Source organism: Aeromonas diversa CDC 2478-85 (genome assembly GCF_000819805.1).
GTDB lineage: Bacteria > Pseudomonadota > Gammaproteobacteria > Enterobacterales > Aeromonadaceae > Aeromonas > Aeromonas diversa.
Genome location: NZ_CDCE01000034.1, coordinates 344,086 through 359,382 on the forward strand (window position 1 = coordinate 344,086; position 15,297 = coordinate 359,382).

15 protein-coding genes are annotated in these 15,297 nt (G+C 67.3%); 10 read left to right on the top strand and 5 right to left on the bottom strand.

What is annotated here, in order from left to right; genetic code table 11:
- Nucleotides 1-5: 5 nt before the first annotated feature.
- The 7 genes from BN1121_RS15880 to BN1121_RS15910 are packed head-to-tail and all read left to right on the top strand — an operon-like array spanning nucleotide 6 to nucleotide 6,352.
- Nucleotides 6-845: a DUF58 domain-containing protein gene (locus tag BN1121_RS15880; protein WP_043598095.1), complete on the top strand. Its 840-nt coding sequence runs from the start codon at nucleotides 6-8 to the stop codon at nucleotides 843-845.
- The gene (locus BN1121_RS19055) at nucleotides 830-1,276 is read left to right on the top strand and encodes a hypothetical protein (protein ID WP_005353489.1); all 447 of its coding nucleotides are present in this window, start codon (nucleotides 830-832) and stop codon (nucleotides 1,274-1,276) included. Before BN1121_RS15880 ends, BN1121_RS19055 begins: the two co-directional genes overlap by 16 nt.
- Nucleotides 1,273-2,211 (top strand): VWA domain-containing protein, encoded by a 939-nt coding sequence (locus tag BN1121_RS15890; RefSeq protein ID WP_005353487.1) that lies wholly within the window; start codon nucleotides 1,273-1,275, stop codon nucleotides 2,209-2,211. The genes BN1121_RS19055 and BN1121_RS15890 overlap by 4 nt, the downstream gene beginning before the upstream one ends.
- Nucleotides 2,208-3,611, top strand: coding sequence for a tetratricopeptide repeat protein (locus BN1121_RS15895; RefSeq protein ID WP_005353485.1), 1,404 nt, complete (start codon nucleotides 2,208-2,210; stop codon nucleotides 3,609-3,611). Before BN1121_RS15890 ends, BN1121_RS15895 begins: the two co-directional genes overlap by 4 nt.
- Nucleotides 3,605-5,032 carry a BatD family protein gene (locus BN1121_RS15900; RefSeq protein WP_052450259.1) on the top strand — a complete coding sequence of 476 codons (1,428 nt, stop codon included), beginning with the start codon at nucleotides 3,605-3,607 and terminating at the stop codon, nucleotides 5,030-5,032. Before BN1121_RS15895 ends, BN1121_RS15900 begins: the two co-directional genes overlap by 7 nt.
- Nucleotides 5,033-5,088: 56 nt before the next feature.
- On the top strand, nucleotides 5,089-5,601 hold the full coding sequence (locus BN1121_RS15905; RefSeq protein WP_043157579.1) for a sigma-70 family RNA polymerase sigma factor: 513 nt from the start codon (nucleotides 5,089-5,091) through the stop codon (nucleotides 5,599-5,601).
- A complete protein-coding gene (locus BN1121_RS15910) occupies nucleotides 5,594-6,352 on the top strand; it encodes a DUF3379 family protein (protein ID WP_005353474.1) in 759 nt (252 codons plus the stop codon). Before BN1121_RS15905 ends, BN1121_RS15910 begins: the two co-directional genes overlap by 8 nt.
- A 31-nt stretch (nucleotides 6,353-6,383) precedes the next feature.
- Here the strand turns inward: BN1121_RS15910 and BN1121_RS15915 are convergent, their stop codons facing one another.
- Nucleotides 6,384-7,697, bottom strand: coding sequence for a sodium-dependent transporter (locus BN1121_RS15915; protein ID WP_043598058.1), 1,314 nt, complete (start codon nucleotides 7,695-7,697; stop codon nucleotides 6,384-6,386).
- A gap of 407 nt (nucleotides 7,698-8,104) precedes the next feature.
- On the opposite strand from BN1121_RS15915, the gene BN1121_RS15920 reads away from it, so the two are divergent.
- A complete protein-coding gene (locus BN1121_RS15920) occupies nucleotides 8,105-8,773 on the top strand; it encodes an NAD(P)H-dependent oxidoreductase (protein ID WP_005353460.1) in 669 nt (222 codons plus the stop codon).
- Between the two features lie 21 nt (nucleotides 8,774-8,794).
- Here the strand turns inward: BN1121_RS15920 and BN1121_RS19830 are convergent, their stop codons facing one another.
- The 4 genes from BN1121_RS19830 to BN1121_RS15935 are packed head-to-tail and all read right to left on the bottom strand — an operon-like array spanning nucleotide 8,795 to nucleotide 11,768.
- Entirely contained in the window at nucleotides 8,795-8,947 is a 153-nt protein-coding gene (locus BN1121_RS19830) for a hypothetical protein (protein WP_156139406.1), read from the bottom strand.
- Entirely contained in the window at nucleotides 8,944-9,057 is a 114-nt protein-coding gene (locus BN1121_RS15925) for a cytochrome bd oxidase small subunit, CydX/CbdX family (RefSeq protein ID WP_005353452.1), read from the bottom strand. Before BN1121_RS15925 ends, BN1121_RS19830 begins: the two co-directional genes overlap by 4 nt.
- Before the next feature lie 15 nt (nucleotides 9,058-9,072).
- Entirely contained in the window at nucleotides 9,073-10,200 is a 1,128-nt protein-coding gene (cydB, locus tag BN1121_RS15930) for a cytochrome d ubiquinol oxidase subunit II (protein ID WP_005353450.1), read from the bottom strand.
- A complete protein-coding gene (locus tag BN1121_RS15935; RefSeq protein WP_005353448.1) occupies nucleotides 10,200-11,768 on the bottom strand; it encodes a cytochrome ubiquinol oxidase subunit I in 1,569 nt (522 codons plus the stop codon). Before BN1121_RS15935 ends, cydB begins: the two co-directional genes overlap by 1 nt.
- A gap of 123 nt (nucleotides 11,769-11,891) precedes the next feature.
- Between BN1121_RS15935 and BN1121_RS15940 the strand changes: the two genes are divergently transcribed.
- Nucleotides 11,892-13,307: an aminotransferase-like domain-containing protein gene (locus BN1121_RS15940; RefSeq protein WP_005353446.1), complete on the top strand. Its 1,416-nt coding sequence runs from the start codon at nucleotides 11,892-11,894 to the stop codon at nucleotides 13,305-13,307.
- A gap of 278 nt (nucleotides 13,308-13,585) precedes the next feature.
- The gene (locus BN1121_RS15945; protein WP_082038251.1) at nucleotides 13,586-15,271 is read left to right on the top strand and encodes an alpha/beta fold hydrolase; all 1,686 of its coding nucleotides are present in this window, start codon (nucleotides 13,586-13,588) and stop codon (nucleotides 15,269-15,271) included.
- Nucleotides 15,272-15,297 lie beyond the last annotated feature (26 nt).

A 15,297-nucleotide genomic window follows, 5' to 3' on the forward strand; every position in this document is an offset into this window, starting at 1 on the left:
ACCCCATGCTGGCACTCCCCCTGGCGCGGCTACTGGCCACCCGGGCGCTGCCTCCCCTGCCCCAGGAGCGGCGAGCCCCCCTGCATCACGGCCGGCTCGGTCGCCAGCCCGGCCTCACCTTTCGGGAGCTGCGCCTCTATCAGGCCGGGGATGAGGTGCGCCACATCGACTGGCGGGTCACCGCCCGCCTCGGGCGCCCCCACACCCGCCTCTATCAGGAGGAGCGCGAAGAGGCGCGCGCCGTGGTGGTGGATCTCGGCGCCCCCATGCGCTTTGGCTCGACCCTGCAACTCAAGGGGCGGCTCGCCTGTGAGCTCGCCTCGGCCCTGCTCTGGCAAGGGATCGGCAAGCCGCTCTGGCTCAAGGTGGGGGATGCCCTCCCCCGGCGCTCATCACGCCACCCCGAGCCCCTGCTCGGCCTGCTGTGCGACACCTATCTGCACTGGCTGAGCGAGCGGGGCGATAGCGCCCCCCTGGCCGAGCAACTGGCGCACCTGCCCCTGCCCCACGGGGCGACGCTCCACCTCATCACGGATCACAGGGAGCCGGACACCCAGCTCTGCCAGCAGCTCGCCCGCCTCAAGGGCCGCTGCCACCTGCACCTGTGGCAGATTGTCGACCCGCTCGAGCTCAGTCTGCCTCCCCATGCCCTGATGGCGGCACGCTCGCGCCAGGGCGGAGGCTGGCTCGACGGCGAGCGGGCCCATGCCTATAAGCAGGCCGCCACCTTGCAGCAGGAGCGGGTCACCCAGGCCCTGCTCCCTCTGGTGCACCGCCTCTATCGACTCGACAACGGCCGCCCCCTGGCCGAGCAGTGGCGGGAGGGACCATGGCGGCTGATCTGAGTTGGCTCTCGGCCCTGCGCGACATTCATCCAGGGACACTGCCCGCGGCCGAAGACAGCCGCCTCTCGGCGCTCCTGCTGCTCGCCCTCTTGCTGCCCGCCCTGTCGCTGCTGGCCTTCGCTATGTACCGGTTGTGGCAGCGCCAGCGCTGGTGGCAGGCACATGGCAAGGGGGAACTGCCCCAGTTGCACGACGCTCTGCGCCGGCTCACCTGCCGCCGGTGGCCCGAGCTCTCCCGCCACCCGACCCGGCCCTGGCTCGACGCCCTCGATGAGCGAAGTGGCGCGCACCTGCGCCAGTGGCAGGGGGAGTGGGAGGCCGGGGTCTATGGCCGCCACCCCCTCTCCCTGCTGCAACGCCGGCAGCTCGAGCAGGAGCTAAGACGCCTGCTCGCCGCCTGTTATCCGCTGTTGCCGCGGAGGCGCCCATGAGCGGCACCCTCACTCTGGCCTGGCCCTGGGCGTTGCTGGCGCTGGCGCTGCCTCTGCTGATCCGCTTCGGGCTCCCTCCCCTGGTACCGGCTCGAGCCCTGGCGCACGAGGGCTTCGCCAGACTCTTTAGCGCCCCCCGTCACAGCGACTGGCAGGCCGCCCTCATCTGGTGTGCCTTCATCCTGGCCCTGTGCCGGCCCCTGTGGCGTGAGCCGCCGATCATCGCCTGGCAACCGAGCCGCGATCTGCTGATCGCCGTCGATCTCTCCGACAGCATGCGGGCCGAGGACATGCTCGACGAGGGCCGTCAGATGAGCCGCCTCGCCGCAGTCAAGCTGCGCATCGCCCAGCTCATCCGCGCGCGCCCCGGGGATCGCATCGGCCTGGTCGTCTTCGCCGATCACGCCTACCTGCTCTCCCCCCTGACCCGGGATCATCAGGCGCTGCTGGCCTTCGGCGAGGAGCTCGACTTCGATCTGGTCGGCCGCACCACGGCCCTTGGGGAGGCGATCGCCCTGGCCCGCGCCCATCAAGACCGCGCCCACCCCGCCGCCCTGCTGCTTATCACCGACGGACGCAATACCTCGGGCGAGGCCGAGCCCAGGGAGCAGGCTGGTCTGGCCGCCGCCGAGGGCATGGTGATCTACACCCTGGGGGTGGGGGCCGATCCCGACGCGCCGCTGTTGCCGGCCAGCCAGCGCGATCCCAGTGCCGAGCTCGACGAGCCGCTGCTACGCGAGCTTGCCCGCCTCGGCGATGGCCGCTATTTTCGTGTCCGCTCCATGGCCGATCTGGCCGACATGCAGCAATCGCTCGACCGGCTCGAGCCCACCGCTCGCCCCCAGCACCAGATGAGCGCCGAGCGCGAGCTCTACCCCTGGCCGCTGGCGCTGGCCCTGCTGCTGCTCTCCTGGCCAAGGCGCACATCATCATGACCGAGCTCACCCTGCTGCGCCCCGCCTGGCTGTTGGCGCTGATCCCCTGGTTACTCTGGTGGTGGCAAGGGCGACGCCGCCAGCCCCTGCTGGCCGCCCCGCTAGCCCACTACCTCTATGCCGCCCAGCCTGGCCCCCGTCCCTGGCGTCCGCTGGCGACGCTCCTGATGATCGCCGCCCTGAGCGGCCCGGCCCTGCCCCGCGCCGAGATGTCGGTCAGCGGTCCCCCGCTGGACGTGTGGCTGCTCGATCTCTCCAGCTCCATGCTGGCCACCGATCCGGCGCCGGATCGCGCCACCCGGGCCCGTTTGCTGCTGCAAGATCTGCTGGCCCTCGACGATGGCCGGCGGGTGGCCCTCATCCTGTTTGCCGCCGATGCCTACCTGGCCATGCCGCCGACTCAGGATAAAGAGGCCGTCGGTCGCCTGTTGCCCGACCTCACCCCGGATGTGATGCCCATCCAGGGGAGCGCCCCGGATCGGGCGGTGCGGCTGGCTCTCACGCGTCTCGGCGCGGAGACGCCGGTGCGCCTGCTGCTGATAACGGATCAGATCAACGCGGCGCAGCAGGCGTCGATCAGACAGGACTGGCCCTGCCAGCGCGGAGCCCTCTCACCCCGCTGCGACGCGCCGCGTCTCGATATCGTGCTACTGGCCGGCGACCGCGTGGCGCAGCTTCCGGCCAATCAGGGGCGGCTCGCCCTCCCTCCGCCGGATCGGGCAGCCATCGCCGCCCTGGCCGAGTCGACGGGAGGCGTGCTGATGAGCTCGGACCGCGATCCCGAGCTGCTCTCCCCCCTGGGCCCAGGCCCCCGGCGCCAGCACGACTCGGGCTGGCTCGAACTCGGCCCCTATCTGCTACTGCTGCTGCTCCCGTTCGCTCTGCTGGCCCGTCGCGGCACCCTGTGGGGCCTGTTGCTGGTGGCGCTGCTGCAACCGCCGCCCCTGCATGCCGCCCCCTCAGAGACGGCCCTTCGCCTCTATCGCCAGGGGGAGTACGCTGCGGCCGCGCAGGCCTTCGACGATCCCATCTGGCGTGGCAACGCCTGGTATCGGGCCGGCGAGTACCTCAGGGCCGCCGAGGCCTATGCCGAGGTGAGCAGCGCCACCGCTCACTACAACCGGGGTAATGCCCTGGCTCATCTGGGGCAGCTGAAGGAGGCGCAAGAGGCCTATGAGGCGACGCTGGCCCTGGAGCCTAACCACGAGGACGCCAGCTACAACCTGGCGCTGCTGCGCCGCCAGCAGGCCGACGCACCCACCCCCTCCGGGGAGGCGCCAAAGCAGGCGCCACAGGCCCGGCAAGAGCCCGCTACGGCGCCGCCGGTCGTGCTGCTCAAGGAGCGACTGCGCAAACTCGCCGAGCGCGCGCCCACGCCGCCTGTGGGGGAGCCATGGTAAGAGGCTGGTCACTACTGCTGCTTCTGCTGGCTACCGGCGTACTCGGGGCGCCGCGCGGCGAAGTCCTGGCCGGCAGCGCGGGCTGGACCCTGCAGATCGAGCAGGAGGGGATCGCCCTGCCCGATGCGCTGGATGTCACCCCACTGCTGCGCCTCTTCGTGGTCGGGCGGATCACCCAGGCTCGTCTAAGCACGCCTTCGCGCGAGTTGACCCGCTGGACCATCCCCTTGAGCCTCAAGCCCCAGCACCAGGGGCCGCCCCCCTCGGTGCCCGCATTGCGGGTCGGTACCGAGCAGACAGCACCATTGACCCTGCCCCCCTTGGGCGAGGCCCCCTCACAGCCTGAGCCCCATCTCTTCATCGAGCAGCAGGCCGCGTTGGAGGGGGACGGGCGCTACTGGGTCGGACAGCCTTTCGTCTATCGCCTCACCCTCTGGCTCCCCGAGGAGGTGCAATCCCCGAGCCTCGAGGAGCCCCAGGCACCAGGATTTCGCATACGCCGCCTCGGCGAGGATCGCTGGACGGCGCCGGCCACCCCAGGAGGCTCGGGACGGCTGGAGCGGCGCTGGCTCTTGCAGGCGCGCGCCAGTGGCGCCAGCTGGTTGGAGGCACCGCGCTTTACCGCCACCCTGCCCCTGCCCGGCGGGGGCGGCGTGCTGCCCCTCTCGGGCCGGGCCAATCCGGTGCGTCTGCTCATCTCGGATCCGCCGCAGCCGGCCGCCCGCACCCTGCGCCTGACGCAGCGCCTGCTGGGACCGGCTCAACTGCGCGTCGGCGAGCCCGTGGTGCGAACCCTCTTCCTGGAGTGGGAGGACGGGGAGCTGGGCCGGCTGCCCCTGCCCGCCCCCGAGCTGGCTGGACTCAAGATCCAGCCCGATGGCGAACAGTTTCACGAGCGGTATCTCGAGAGCGGTCGCCTGCTCGGCCAGCGCACCGTACGCCAGGCCATCACGCCGGAGCGCGCCGGCGAGTATCGGCTCCCCCCCATCGAACTGGGCTGGTTTAACACCCTGACCGAGCGTGAGGAGGTGGTCCGTCTTCCCTCCCTCACCCTCAAGGTGCTGCCTGCGGCGGCCCAGCCTCACTCCCCGCAGCCTACCCAGCTCGATCTGCTGCTGCTCATCGTGCTGATCCCCCCTCTGCGGCGCAGGCTTCCCCCCCTGCTGCACGCCCTGCAACTGGGGATCCGTTTGCGGGACGAGCCGGATCGACTGCGTCAAGACTGGCGTGACTGGCTGCGCCAACGAGGCTACCCTAGGCACGCCCTGCCTCCCGGTCTGCATGAGGCGACCTCACGGCTCGATCAGGCCTGCTTCGGCCGACCCAGGGCTGGCAGCGCACACGAGTTCAGGCTGGCTCTCTGGCGTCACTGGCGCTGGTTGCTCGCCCCAACGCCATCCAACAAAAAGGAAGAGCCATGACTCTTTTCACACGCTGGTTCGGAAAGAAAAGCGGCGCCCCCCCGGTCTATGGGGATATGGCAGACAAACAAACACGATACGAGGCGTTGGTGAACGCCCTGCATGGCGACATCTATCGCTATGCCTACTGGCTGTGCCGTGACCCGCATGTGGCGGAAGATCTGGTGCAGGAGACCTTCTTGCGCGCCTGGCGCAGCCTCGACTCACTGCACGACGAGAAGGCGGCCAAGTCCTGGCTCATCACCATAGTGCGGCGTGAGAACGCGCGCCGCTTCGAGCGCATCTCACCCGAGCTGGTGGATCTCGAGAGCGTGGTGTTGGCCGATCCCACCCCCGCCGGAGAGCGGGAGCAGGAGGGAGAGTGGCTCAGGCGCCAGATAGACAAGCTGCCCGATGAGTATCGCGAGCCCCTTGTCATGCAGGTCATGCTCGGCATGAGCGGCGACGAGATCGCCGAGCAGCTCGGCATCAACAAGAACACGGTCAACACCCGGCTGTTTCGTGCCCGCAACCAACTGCGCGAGGCACTCAGCCAGAGCAATGAACAGCGAGGACAAGGCAATGGATGAACTCGAATTCCGGCGCCAGGCTCTGGCCAACCCGTATGAGAGCAATCCGGCGTTTCTTGCCGCGATGCAGGCCTCTGCGGCCCGGCGCAAGTGGGTAGAAGAGCTCAAGGCGGGCGAGCAGGAGCTGGTGCAAGCGCTCAAGGTGCCACTGCCCGATGGGCTGGCGCAGCGGATCCTGTTACGCCAGGCCCTGGATCGCAGTGACGAAGAGGCCGCAGCACGCCTCATCCCCCCGCTCGCCCCTCCCGCCCCCCAGGGCAGGTGGCGCCAGCTGGCGATCGCCGCCTCGGTGGCCTTCCTGCTGGGGCTGTCGACTCGCTGGCTGCCCTTGGGCGAGAGCCGGCCCGATCTCTCGGCCGTCGCCCTGGCCCACGTCTACGGGGAGCAGTCCTTCACCCAGGGCGTCGATGAGCGAGTCAGCCTCGATAGCGTCAACGCCAAGATGGAGAAGTACGGGGCGCGGCTGACCTCCATGGCGGGGCTTGGCCACATCACCTATGTGAACCACTGCTCCTTCTATCAGGGGCCGGCGCTGCACATGGAGATCCAGGGCAGCAAGGGACCCATCACCCTCTTCCTGGTTCCGCGCCATGTGCCCCTCGAGATCGGTCGGGATGACTTCTCCGACGGTCGCCTGCAAGGGGAGATCATGGAGCTCAAGGGCGCCAACCTGGTGCTGATAGGCCCCATGGGAGAGCCCTTGAAACCCCTCGCCGACCAGCTGCAAAAAGAGATGCACTGGAATATATAAACAAAGACCCCGGCATTAGCCGGGGTCTTTCTTACAGCAGGCCGCGCACCAGGATGCCGGCAATCAGCAGCGGCGCCACCAGCCGCCAGCACCAGAGCAGGGCCAGGCGCAGCGCCGGCGTCAGATCGGCCGGAACCATGTGCTCCCCGAGACGCCAGCCGAGCAGCAGGGTCAGCACCAGACCAAACAGGGGCATCATCAGGTTGGAGGTGAGGTAGTCGAGCAGGTCGAAAATGGTCTTGCCATAGAGGGTGTACTCGGCCCAGGGGCCGAACGACAGGCTCACCGGAATGCCGCAGGCCATGATGAGCAGGGTCACTGCCCGGCAGGCGCCGCGCCGGCTCCAGCCCCACTCCTCGGTGGCGAAGCGCACCAGATGCTCGAGCATGGAGATGGAAGAGGAGAGCGCCGCCACCAGCAGCAGCAGGAAGAAGAGCACCGCCAGCCCCTGGCCAAACGGCAGATGATTAAACACCGCCGGCATGGTCATGAAGGTCAGCCCGGGACCGGCGGTGGGATCGATGCCGGTGGAGGCGAGCACCGGGAAGATCATCAAGCCCGCCAGCACCGAGATGAGGCTTGCCAGGGTCACCACCCAGACGCCGGAGCGCAGCACACCATCACTGTTTGGCAGGTAGGCGCCATAGGTGGTGTGTACCCCAAGCCCGATGGAGAGGGAGAAGAAGGCGAGCCCCAGGGCGTCGAGCACCCCCTGGCCGGTCAGCTGGCTGAAATCGGGCAGCAGGAACTGGCGCACCCCGGCCATGGCACCGGGCATGGAGAGACCGGTCACCACCAGCAGCAGCATCATCACGAACAGGGCCGGCATCATCCAGCGCAGCGCCCGCTCCACCCCCTGCTGTAGCCCTCCCTGCACGAACCACCAGGTGAGGCCGGCGAAGACCAGATGGGTCAGTACGGGCCAGAGGGGATGACTCACGTAACCGTTGAACAGGGCCGTGAGGGCACTGGCCTCCCCCAGGTTGAGCTCACCGCCCACCGCCAGGGCCGCATAACCCACGGTCCAGCCCCCCACCACGCTATAGAAGCTGTAGATGAAGAAGCCGCACAGGATCCCCATGTAACCCATCCAGCGCCAGTGCGATCCCGCCAGGGTACGAAAGGCCCCCAGCACTCCGCGCCGGCTATGGCTGCCGAGCAGGGTCTCCCCCACCTGTACCGCCACCCCCAGGGTGAAGCTGAACAGCAGGAACACCAGCAGGAAGGCGCCGCCGCCATTGGTGGCCGTCACATAGGGGAACTTCCAGATAGCCCCCAAACCGATGGCCGAGCCCGCCGCCGCCAACACATGCCCGACACGGGAAGACCACTGTACCTGGCTCATACAACCTCCGGGGAACACTTCATCACATCGACTCCAATAAAAAGGGCCGCTCTTGGCGACCCTGTTTGCTCCACATGCAGCGTATGCGTCAGGCCACCGCGAAGAAGCGGTTAAAAAATCGACCAAACGACAGCGTAAACAGCGACATGGGAACACTCCTGATGATATCGGCCATCAGACTAAACCACGGAAAGATTAATTGACACAAATTTCTTATTTTTTTTGAAATGGCAGGTTGAATAACGAAAAAGATCAATTCTTGTAGCACTTTTGTCCAGTTGCACCAGGCCAGACCCTATCCTCCCCTGCCCCACTCCCTTGTGATCCGGCGCCCAGCTTGTCACCGGCAACGTTGGGTTCATCACGCCCTGTCGGTATGCTGAGCCAAAGCATCCCAGGAGAGTGTCATGAGAGTACTGATCGTCTATGCCCATCCCGAGCCCCAGAGCTTCAACGGCGCGCTGTTCGAGACCGCCATCGAGACGCTGGAAGCCGCCGGCCACACAGTGATGACCAGCGATCTCTATGCCATGGGCTTTGAACCGGTATCAGACAGGCGTAACTTTCAACTCGCCAAGGACCCGGACTTTCTCAAGCTCCAGCAGGAGCAGCTCTACGCCACCGAACGCGACAGCTTCTCCCCCGATCTCGATGCGGAGATGGCCAAGCTGGAAGAGGCCGATCTGCTCATCTTCCAGTTTCCCCTCTGGTGGTTTGGCCTGCCCGCCATTCTCAAGGGGTGGGTCGACCGGGTCTTTGCCATGGGGCGCATCTATGGCCAGGGCCACCTCTACGAGAGCGGTCGTTTCGCCGGACGCCGCGCCCTGCTCTGCCTCACCACGGGTGGAGCGGCCGACGCCTATGACCCCGAGGGATTCAACGGCTCCATCGAGGCCATTTTGCGTCCCATCTCGCGCGGGATCCTGCAGTTTGTCGGCTACCAGGTGCTGGCCCCGGCCATCTTCTACGCCCCCGCACGGGCCGAGCAGGTCGCCCGCGAGCACTGGCTCGACGAGTGGGCGGCCCGCCTCACCACCATAGAGAACGAATCGCCCATCGAGGTGGGCCGCTACTGACGCCAGGATGGCGCCCCCTCACTACGCAGCCAGACACGGCTCGCGCCGTCGATAGTGAGCAAAATCCGGGTAACTCAGGGGCTCGTCGACCGTGGTCCACAGCGACGCGGTCAGGGTCAGCACCCAGAGCGCGCCGATGGGCAGGGGCTCCCCCTGCGCCGTCACCACCCTCATGCCTCGTCATCCCCGAGCCCGGCCGCCCAGCGGGCCTCCAGCCAGAGCAGGTTGCACAGGCCGAGCAACAGGGCGAAGCCCAGCCCCAGGATCCAGGTGAAATACCACATACGCAGATCTCCTTGTCAGTAGAGTTGATGGCCGCTGCGGCGGATGTGCGCCCGGTCGAGCCGCCCGCGCACCACCCGGTAGACCCAGACTGTGTAGCCGAGGTTGATGGGCATCAGCACCAGCACGATGCCGAGCATGACCCCTAAGGTCTTGGCGCTGGAGGTAGCGTCCCACAGGGTCAGGCTGCTGGCAGGATCGAGCGACGAGGGGAGCACGAAGGGAAACAGCGCGATGGCCACCGATGTCAGCATGGCGACGCAGGCGCCGCCGCTGGCAAGGAGCCCGAGGCGTGCACGCCCGCAGGCGGCGGCCAGGGCACTGGCGAGCGGCAGCAGCGCGCCGGCCACCGGCACCAGCCACAGCAGCGGGCTCGCCAGGTAGTTGGCGTACCAGCCGTCCGGGTGCAGGCTCACCGTCTTGGCCAGGGGGCTGAGGGCGCTGGTGGTGGCCAGTTCCTCCCCCAGGTTGTAACCCGGCACCGCCAGCAGCAGCCAGCCCGCCAGCAGGTAGAGCGAGGTGGCGACGGGTCCGAGCCCGATGGCCGCCGCGCGGGCACGGCGCGCCGGCTCACCCGCCACCTTGCCGTGCAGGAAGCTGGCCCCGTGCAGCAGCACCAGCGCCAGCGCCGTGGCGGTCACGGCGGCGATGAAGGCGCCGTGCAGGACGAAGGGGCCATAGTGCAAGCGCAAGGCGCTGTCGAAGCGAAACGGCAGCCCCTGCATCACCAGGGCCAGGGTCGCCCCGAGCACCAGGGTCGGCAGCAGGCCGCCGACTACCAGGGCACGATCCCACCAGCGGCGCCAGGCGGCGTCGCCGAGCTTGCTGCGGTAATCAAACCCGACCGGGCGCAGGAACAGGCCAAACAGCAGCACCACCATAGGTACATAGAGCACCGAGAAGGCGGCGGCATAGACCAGGGGCCAGGCGGCAAACAGGGCGCCGGCACCGGCGATGATCCACACCTGGTTGCCCTCCCACACCGGGCCGACGCTGTTGATCACCAGGCGCCGCTCCTCGTCATCCTTGCCCATCAGGGGCAGCAGCATGGCCACCCCGAGATCGAAGCCGTCGAGCACCACGAAGCCGACCAGCATGAAGAGCACCAGGCCCCACCAGATGAGTTTCAGGGTTGCATAATCCATCAGGCGCTCCTCGGCAGATGGGAAACGGAAGGGATGGCCGGCTCACGCACCATGGCCGGCCCCTTGGCGATGACGTGGCAGAGCAAGAACAGCTCCACCACCAAGAGCGAGAGATACATAGCGCAGATGCCGATCAGGCTGAACCAGAGCTGGCCCGGGGTCAGCAGAGAGACCGACGCCGACACCGGCAGCACGTCGCTGATGGTCCAGGGCTGGCGGCCGAACTCGGCCACGAACCAGCCCGCCTCGATGGCGAGCCAGGGCAGCGGAATGCTCCACAAGAGCGCCCGCAGCAGACGCGGCGAGCCGAGCAGCCGGTGGCGGCACAGCTGCACGAAGCCCGCCACAAACAGCCCCAGCATCAGCACCCCGAGCCCCACCATGAGGCGGAAGGACCAAAACAGCGGCGCCACCGGCGGAATAGAGTCGTCGACTGCCCTGGCGATGGCCGCCCCGTCGGCGCTGACGATGGGGTTGGCATACGGGGTGAGCAGCAGACCATAGCCGAGATCGGCCCGGTGACGCTCGAAGCGCGCCCGGGTTGACTCACTCCGATCCCCGGCGCGGATCTGTTCGAGCGCCCCCACCGCCTCGATGCCGCTTCGAATGCGGCGCTCATGCTCGCGCTTGAGCGGCTTGATGCCGGTGACCGGCTCATCGACAGAGCGAGTGGCAATGAGCCCCATCATGTAGGGGATCTTGATGGCAGCGTGGGTGGTCTCGGCGTCCTGATCCGGGAAGCCGAACAGGGTGAAGGCCGCCGGGGCCGGCTCGGTCTCCCACTCCGCCTCGATGGCGGCGAGTTTGACTTTCTGCACCTCGCCGGTGCGATAGCCCGACTCGTCGCCGAGCACGATCACCGACAAGATGGCGGCCAGACCAAAGCCCGAGGCGATGGCGAACGAGCGCAGGGCGAAGGCCACCTCGCGCCGGCGCAGCAGGTACCAGCTGCTCACCCCCATGACGAACAGGGAGGCCGCCACGTAACCCGCCGCCACCGTGTGGACAAACTTGACCTGGGCCACCGGGTTAAACAACACCGCCGTCAGATCGGTGAGCTCCATGCGCTGGGTCAGCAGGTTGAACTCGGCGCCGACCGGGTTCTGCATCCAGCCGTTGCCGATCAGGATCCACAGGGCCGAGAGGTTGGAGCCGAGCGCCACCAGCATGGTCACCAGCAGGTGCTGGCCCGGGCGCAGCCGCTCCCAGCCGAAGAAGAAGAGCCCCACCAGGGTCGACTCGAGGAAGAAGGCCATCAGCCCCTCGACCGCCAGGGGCGTGCCGAAGATGTCGCCGACATAGTGGGAGTAGTAGGCCCAGTTGGTGCCGAACTGGAACTCCAGGGTGATCCCCGTGGTCACCCCCATGACGAAGTTGATGCCAAAGAGTTTCCCCCAGAAACGGGTGATCTCCTTGTAGACGGGCTTGCCGGTCATCACGTAGGCGGACTCGGCGATCACCAGGATCCAGGACAGACCCAGGGTGAGGGGAACAAACAGGAAGTGGAACATGGCCGTGGCGCCAAACTGCAGGCGTGACAGGCTCACCACGTCATCCGGACTGATCATGTGTCGCTCTCTATTGGTGTACTTGGCGTGCACGTTTCTGTGCGGCGCCAGTACACCACGGAGCATGACACCTATAACAGATGCAGTTATAGTGAATTACACCTATAACAGTTTGTCTCTGTCATGTCCCTCTATCGCGATCTCGCCGAGCGGCTGCGCACCCAGATTGAGGCCGGCGTCTGGCAAGCGGGGGAGCGCATCCCCTCCATCCGCCAGAGCTGCCAGACTCACCACCTGAGCCCCATGACGGTGCTGCAGGCCTATCAGCTGCTCGAAAGCCAAGGGCTGCTGCAGGCGCGGCCCCAGTCCGGCTACTACGTCAAGGGGAGCCCGGCGCGCCAGCCCACCGCCCCCACCGGCGCCACCCGTTACACCGGCTCGGTGGACATCAACGATCTGGTGTTCGAGGTGCTGCAGGCGGGCAAGGCACGCGACCTGGTGCCCCTTGGCATGGCGGTGGCCGATCCGCGCCTGTTCCCCCTGCCGCGCCTCGGTCGCCTGCTGGCCGGCTGCATGCGCACCCTCGACCCCTTCAGCACCGTCACCGATCTCCCCCCCGGCAACGAGGCGTTGCGCCGCGCCATCGCCCAGCGCTACGCCCACCAGGGGCTGCCGGTGGACCCCCGGGAGATCGTCATCACCACCGGCGCCATGGAGGCGCTCTCTCTCAGCCTGCAGGCCCTCACCGAGCCCGGCGACTGGGTGGTGGTGGAGTCCCCCACCTTCTACGGTGCCCTGCAGGCCATCGAGCGGCTCAAGCTCAATGCGGTGGAGATCCCGGTGATCCCCGGGGTCGGCATCTGCCTGACCCAGCTCGAGGCGGCCCTGCGCGAGCGCCCGGTCAAGGCGTGCTGGCTGATGGCCAACGTGCAGCACCCCCTCGGCCACATCCAGCGCGACCCGCACAAGGCGGCCCTGATGGCCCTGCTGGCCCGCTATGGGGTGCCGGTGGTGGAGGACGACGTCTACGGCGAGCTCCACTTCGGGCGCGAGCGCCCCCTGCCCCTCAAGGCGTGGGACCAGGCGGGCAGCAGCCTGCTCTGCTCGTCGTTCTCCAAATGCCTGGCGCCGGGGTTTCGGGTCGGCTGGGTGGTGGCCGGGCGGCACGCCCCGCGCATCCAGCGCCTGCAGCTCATCTCGACCCTGGCGACCAATGTGCCGAGCCAGCTGGCCCTGGCCGATCTGCTCGCCCAAGGGGGCTACGATGCCCACCTGCGCCGGCTGCGCCACACCCTCGCCCAGCGCATGAGTCAGATGCGCAGCGCCCTGCTCGCCCTGCTGCCCGAGTCGGTCACCCTGAGCCAGCCCGAGGGGGGCTTCTTTCTCTGGCTCACCCTGCCGCGCGGCTGCGACACCCGCCGCCTGCACCGTCAGGCCCTGGAGGCGGGCTTCTCCCTGGCGCCGGGGGCACTCTTCTCCGGCGGCGGCGAGCACGATCACTGCCTGCGCCTGAACGCCTCCCAGCCCTGGAGCCCCGAGCTCGAACGCGCCCTCACAACCCTGGCAGGCTGGATCCGCACCCTCTGCGACGAGATCTAGCAAAAGACCCGCTACGGCGGGTCTTGGTGAAGAGGCCGGCGGTGCGCGTCATCCCCACGACGCCCCGCAACTCTTCCCCATGCCCCGGCATGTCCAAGGCGGCCATGCTCATGCCCAGGGTGGCCAACAACGGCGCCATGCCTGCCGCTCTGAGACGAACCAGCCCTACTGCTGCGGGGGCACGCCGTCTAAATCCGCTATAACGGCGTCCATGACTGATAGCTCACCCCGTCCCCTGAGAACACAATGGGCACTCTTGTGAGTTCAGGTCCCTAACAATGAAAAAAAACACCCTCTTCCTGTTGTTGTTTCCGCTGCTGTCCGCTTGTGGAGGCAGCGATGCGCCCGCCCAGCCGGCGGTCACGAGCCCCACGCCTGTGGTAACGGCACCGACCGAAACGCCGGCAGTCACGCCACCGGCGTCACAGCCCGACACACCAACCATAACGCCACCGGCGTCGCAGCCCGATACCCCTGCTGAGACCCCACCCGATGCACCCGCCGCTCCCCGGGTGATCCGCTCCGACTTCACGCTGGAGCAGGCCTGCGCTGACGTTGACGAGCTCACCTGCGGCTTCCTGGAGGTTCCCCTCGACCACCATCGCCCCGAGGGTACTCGCATCGAGATCCTCTACGGAGTGCACAAGGCCGAGGACCCCGCCCAGCGGATCGGGACCCTGATGTTCAACTACGGGGGACCGGGCTTGGCCGGAGTCTCGAGCCTGAATGGCTTGCTCGACGGGCTCCCCCTCGAGATCCGCCAACGCTTCGACCTGGTCAGCTTCGATCCCCGTGGTACCGGTTTTAGTGCCCTGGGCGTCGCGCTGCGTACCTGCCAGCTGACCGAGCGGCCGCAGGATGTCAGCGAACAGGGGGTCGGTGAGGCTCTCTATGCACAGGCCGAGCAGTGGCTGGGTGTGATGACCGGCGCCTTTACCCGAGAGGCACGCACCCGCCATACCCTGCCCCAACTGGAGATAGTCCGTCGCTGCGCGCCTGTGCTGGATGCCTACGCCCCCTATCTGGGCAGCAACAGCGTAGTCCAGGACATGGAGCTATTGCGCCAACACCTGGGAGAGAGCGCCCTCAACTTCGTGGGTTATTCGTACGGCACCCGCCTCGGCGCCCTCTATGCCGAGCGCTACCCTCAGCACCTGCGCGCCCTGATCCTCGATTCCACCATGAGTCCCAGTCAGCCCGATATCGACCGCGTACTGCTCGGCCAATCCTCCGGCTGGAAGACCATATTGGAGCAGCGACAGCCTGAGGCGACGCGGCAACAGCTGGCCAGGATCGGTGAGACTGTGCTCTCCCAGGGGGTCTATGTGGCCAACGACGGGGCCCGTGTCGACACTCGGGTTTGGGTACCCATGCTGGAGCAACTGATCTCGGATGAAGAAGGCGCAGAGCGGCTGCGACCCATGCTCGATAAGCTGCTACAGCAAGATCTCGGTGCAGAACTGGTAGCCTATATGCAAAGCGATCGGGCCAATAGCAGCGCCTATCGATCCACGCTGGAAGATGTGATGGCCTACCCCCTCCAGGCGGCAGTCATGTGTAGCGATCAGGGGCGTGATCTCACCCTGGCCGAGATTGATGCCCTGGCCAACGACTTCGAGCAGAGCTCCATCGCCGGGGCCAAGCTGCATGCCATGTCCTATCTGTGTGCCGACTGGCAGCGCCACCGCGACCCCATACCTCTGCTGGCCAATCTGGATCAGCAGCTCACGGCGCAGCAGAAGGTGCTGATCATCGGCGGCAGCCTGGATTTCGCCACACCCTTGGCCTGGAGCCGGCAGATGAAGGCCGCATTTGGCCCGCGAGCACACCAGGTCGAGCAGCAAGGGGTGGTGCATCACGGCTTCAGTCTGGATGCAGATTATCCCTGCGTCACCCGGATCGCCGTCGACTACCTGCTTGAACCAACCAGCTTGCAGCGAGAGAGCATCTGCCAGGCCCCCTGACGACAAGACCCGCCACGGCGGGTCTT

Coding starts and splice junctions, on each gene's coding strand:
- BN1121_RS15925 (WP_005353452.1), bottom strand. CDS start 9,057: ATGTGGTATTTCACCTGGATCCTGGGGCTGGGCTTCGCCCTGTTGCTC.
- BN1121_RS15945 (WP_082038251.1), top strand. CDS start 13,586: ATGAAAAAAAACACCCTCTTCCTGTTGTTGTTTCCGCTGCTGTCCGCT.
- BN1121_RS19055 (WP_005353489.1), top strand. CDS start 830: ATGGCGGCTGATCTGAGTTGGCTCTCGGCCCTGCGCGACATTCATCCA.
- BN1121_RS15910 (WP_005353474.1), top strand. CDS start 5,594: ATGGATGAACTCGAATTCCGGCGCCAGGCTCTGGCCAACCCGTATGAG.
- BN1121_RS15900 (WP_052450259.1), top strand. CDS start 3,605: ATGGTAAGAGGCTGGTCACTACTGCTGCTTCTGCTGGCTACCGGCGTA.
- BN1121_RS15920 (WP_005353460.1), top strand. CDS start 8,105: ATGAGAGTACTGATCGTCTATGCCCATCCCGAGCCCCAGAGCTTCAAC.
- BN1121_RS15915 (WP_043598058.1), bottom strand. CDS start 7,697: ATGAGCCAGGTACAGTGGTCTTCCCGTGTCGGGCATGTGTTGGCGGCG.
- BN1121_RS15935 (WP_005353448.1), bottom strand. CDS start 11,768: ATGATCAGTCCGGATGACGTGGTGAGCCTGTCACGCCTGCAGTTTGGC.
- BN1121_RS15940 (WP_005353446.1), top strand. CDS start 11,892: ATGTCCCTCTATCGCGATCTCGCCGAGCGGCTGCGCACCCAGATTGAG.
- BN1121_RS15905 (WP_043157579.1), top strand. CDS start 5,089: ATGGCAGACAAACAAACACGATACGAGGCGTTGGTGAACGCCCTGCAT.
- BN1121_RS15890 (WP_005353487.1), top strand. CDS start 1,273: ATGAGCGGCACCCTCACTCTGGCCTGGCCCTGGGCGTTGCTGGCGCTG.
- BN1121_RS15895 (WP_005353485.1), top strand. CDS start 2,208: ATGACCGAGCTCACCCTGCTGCGCCCCGCCTGGCTGTTGGCGCTGATC.
- BN1121_RS15880 (WP_043598095.1), top strand. CDS start 6: ATGCTGGCACTCCCCCTGGCGCGGCTACTGGCCACCCGGGCGCTGCCT.
- BN1121_RS19830 (WP_156139406.1), bottom strand. CDS start 8,947: ATGAGGGTGGTGACGGCGCAGGGGGAGCCCCTGCCCATCGGCGCGCTC.
- cydB (WP_005353450.1), bottom strand. CDS start 10,200: ATGGATTATGCAACCCTGAAACTCATCTGGTGGGGCCTGGTGCTCTTC.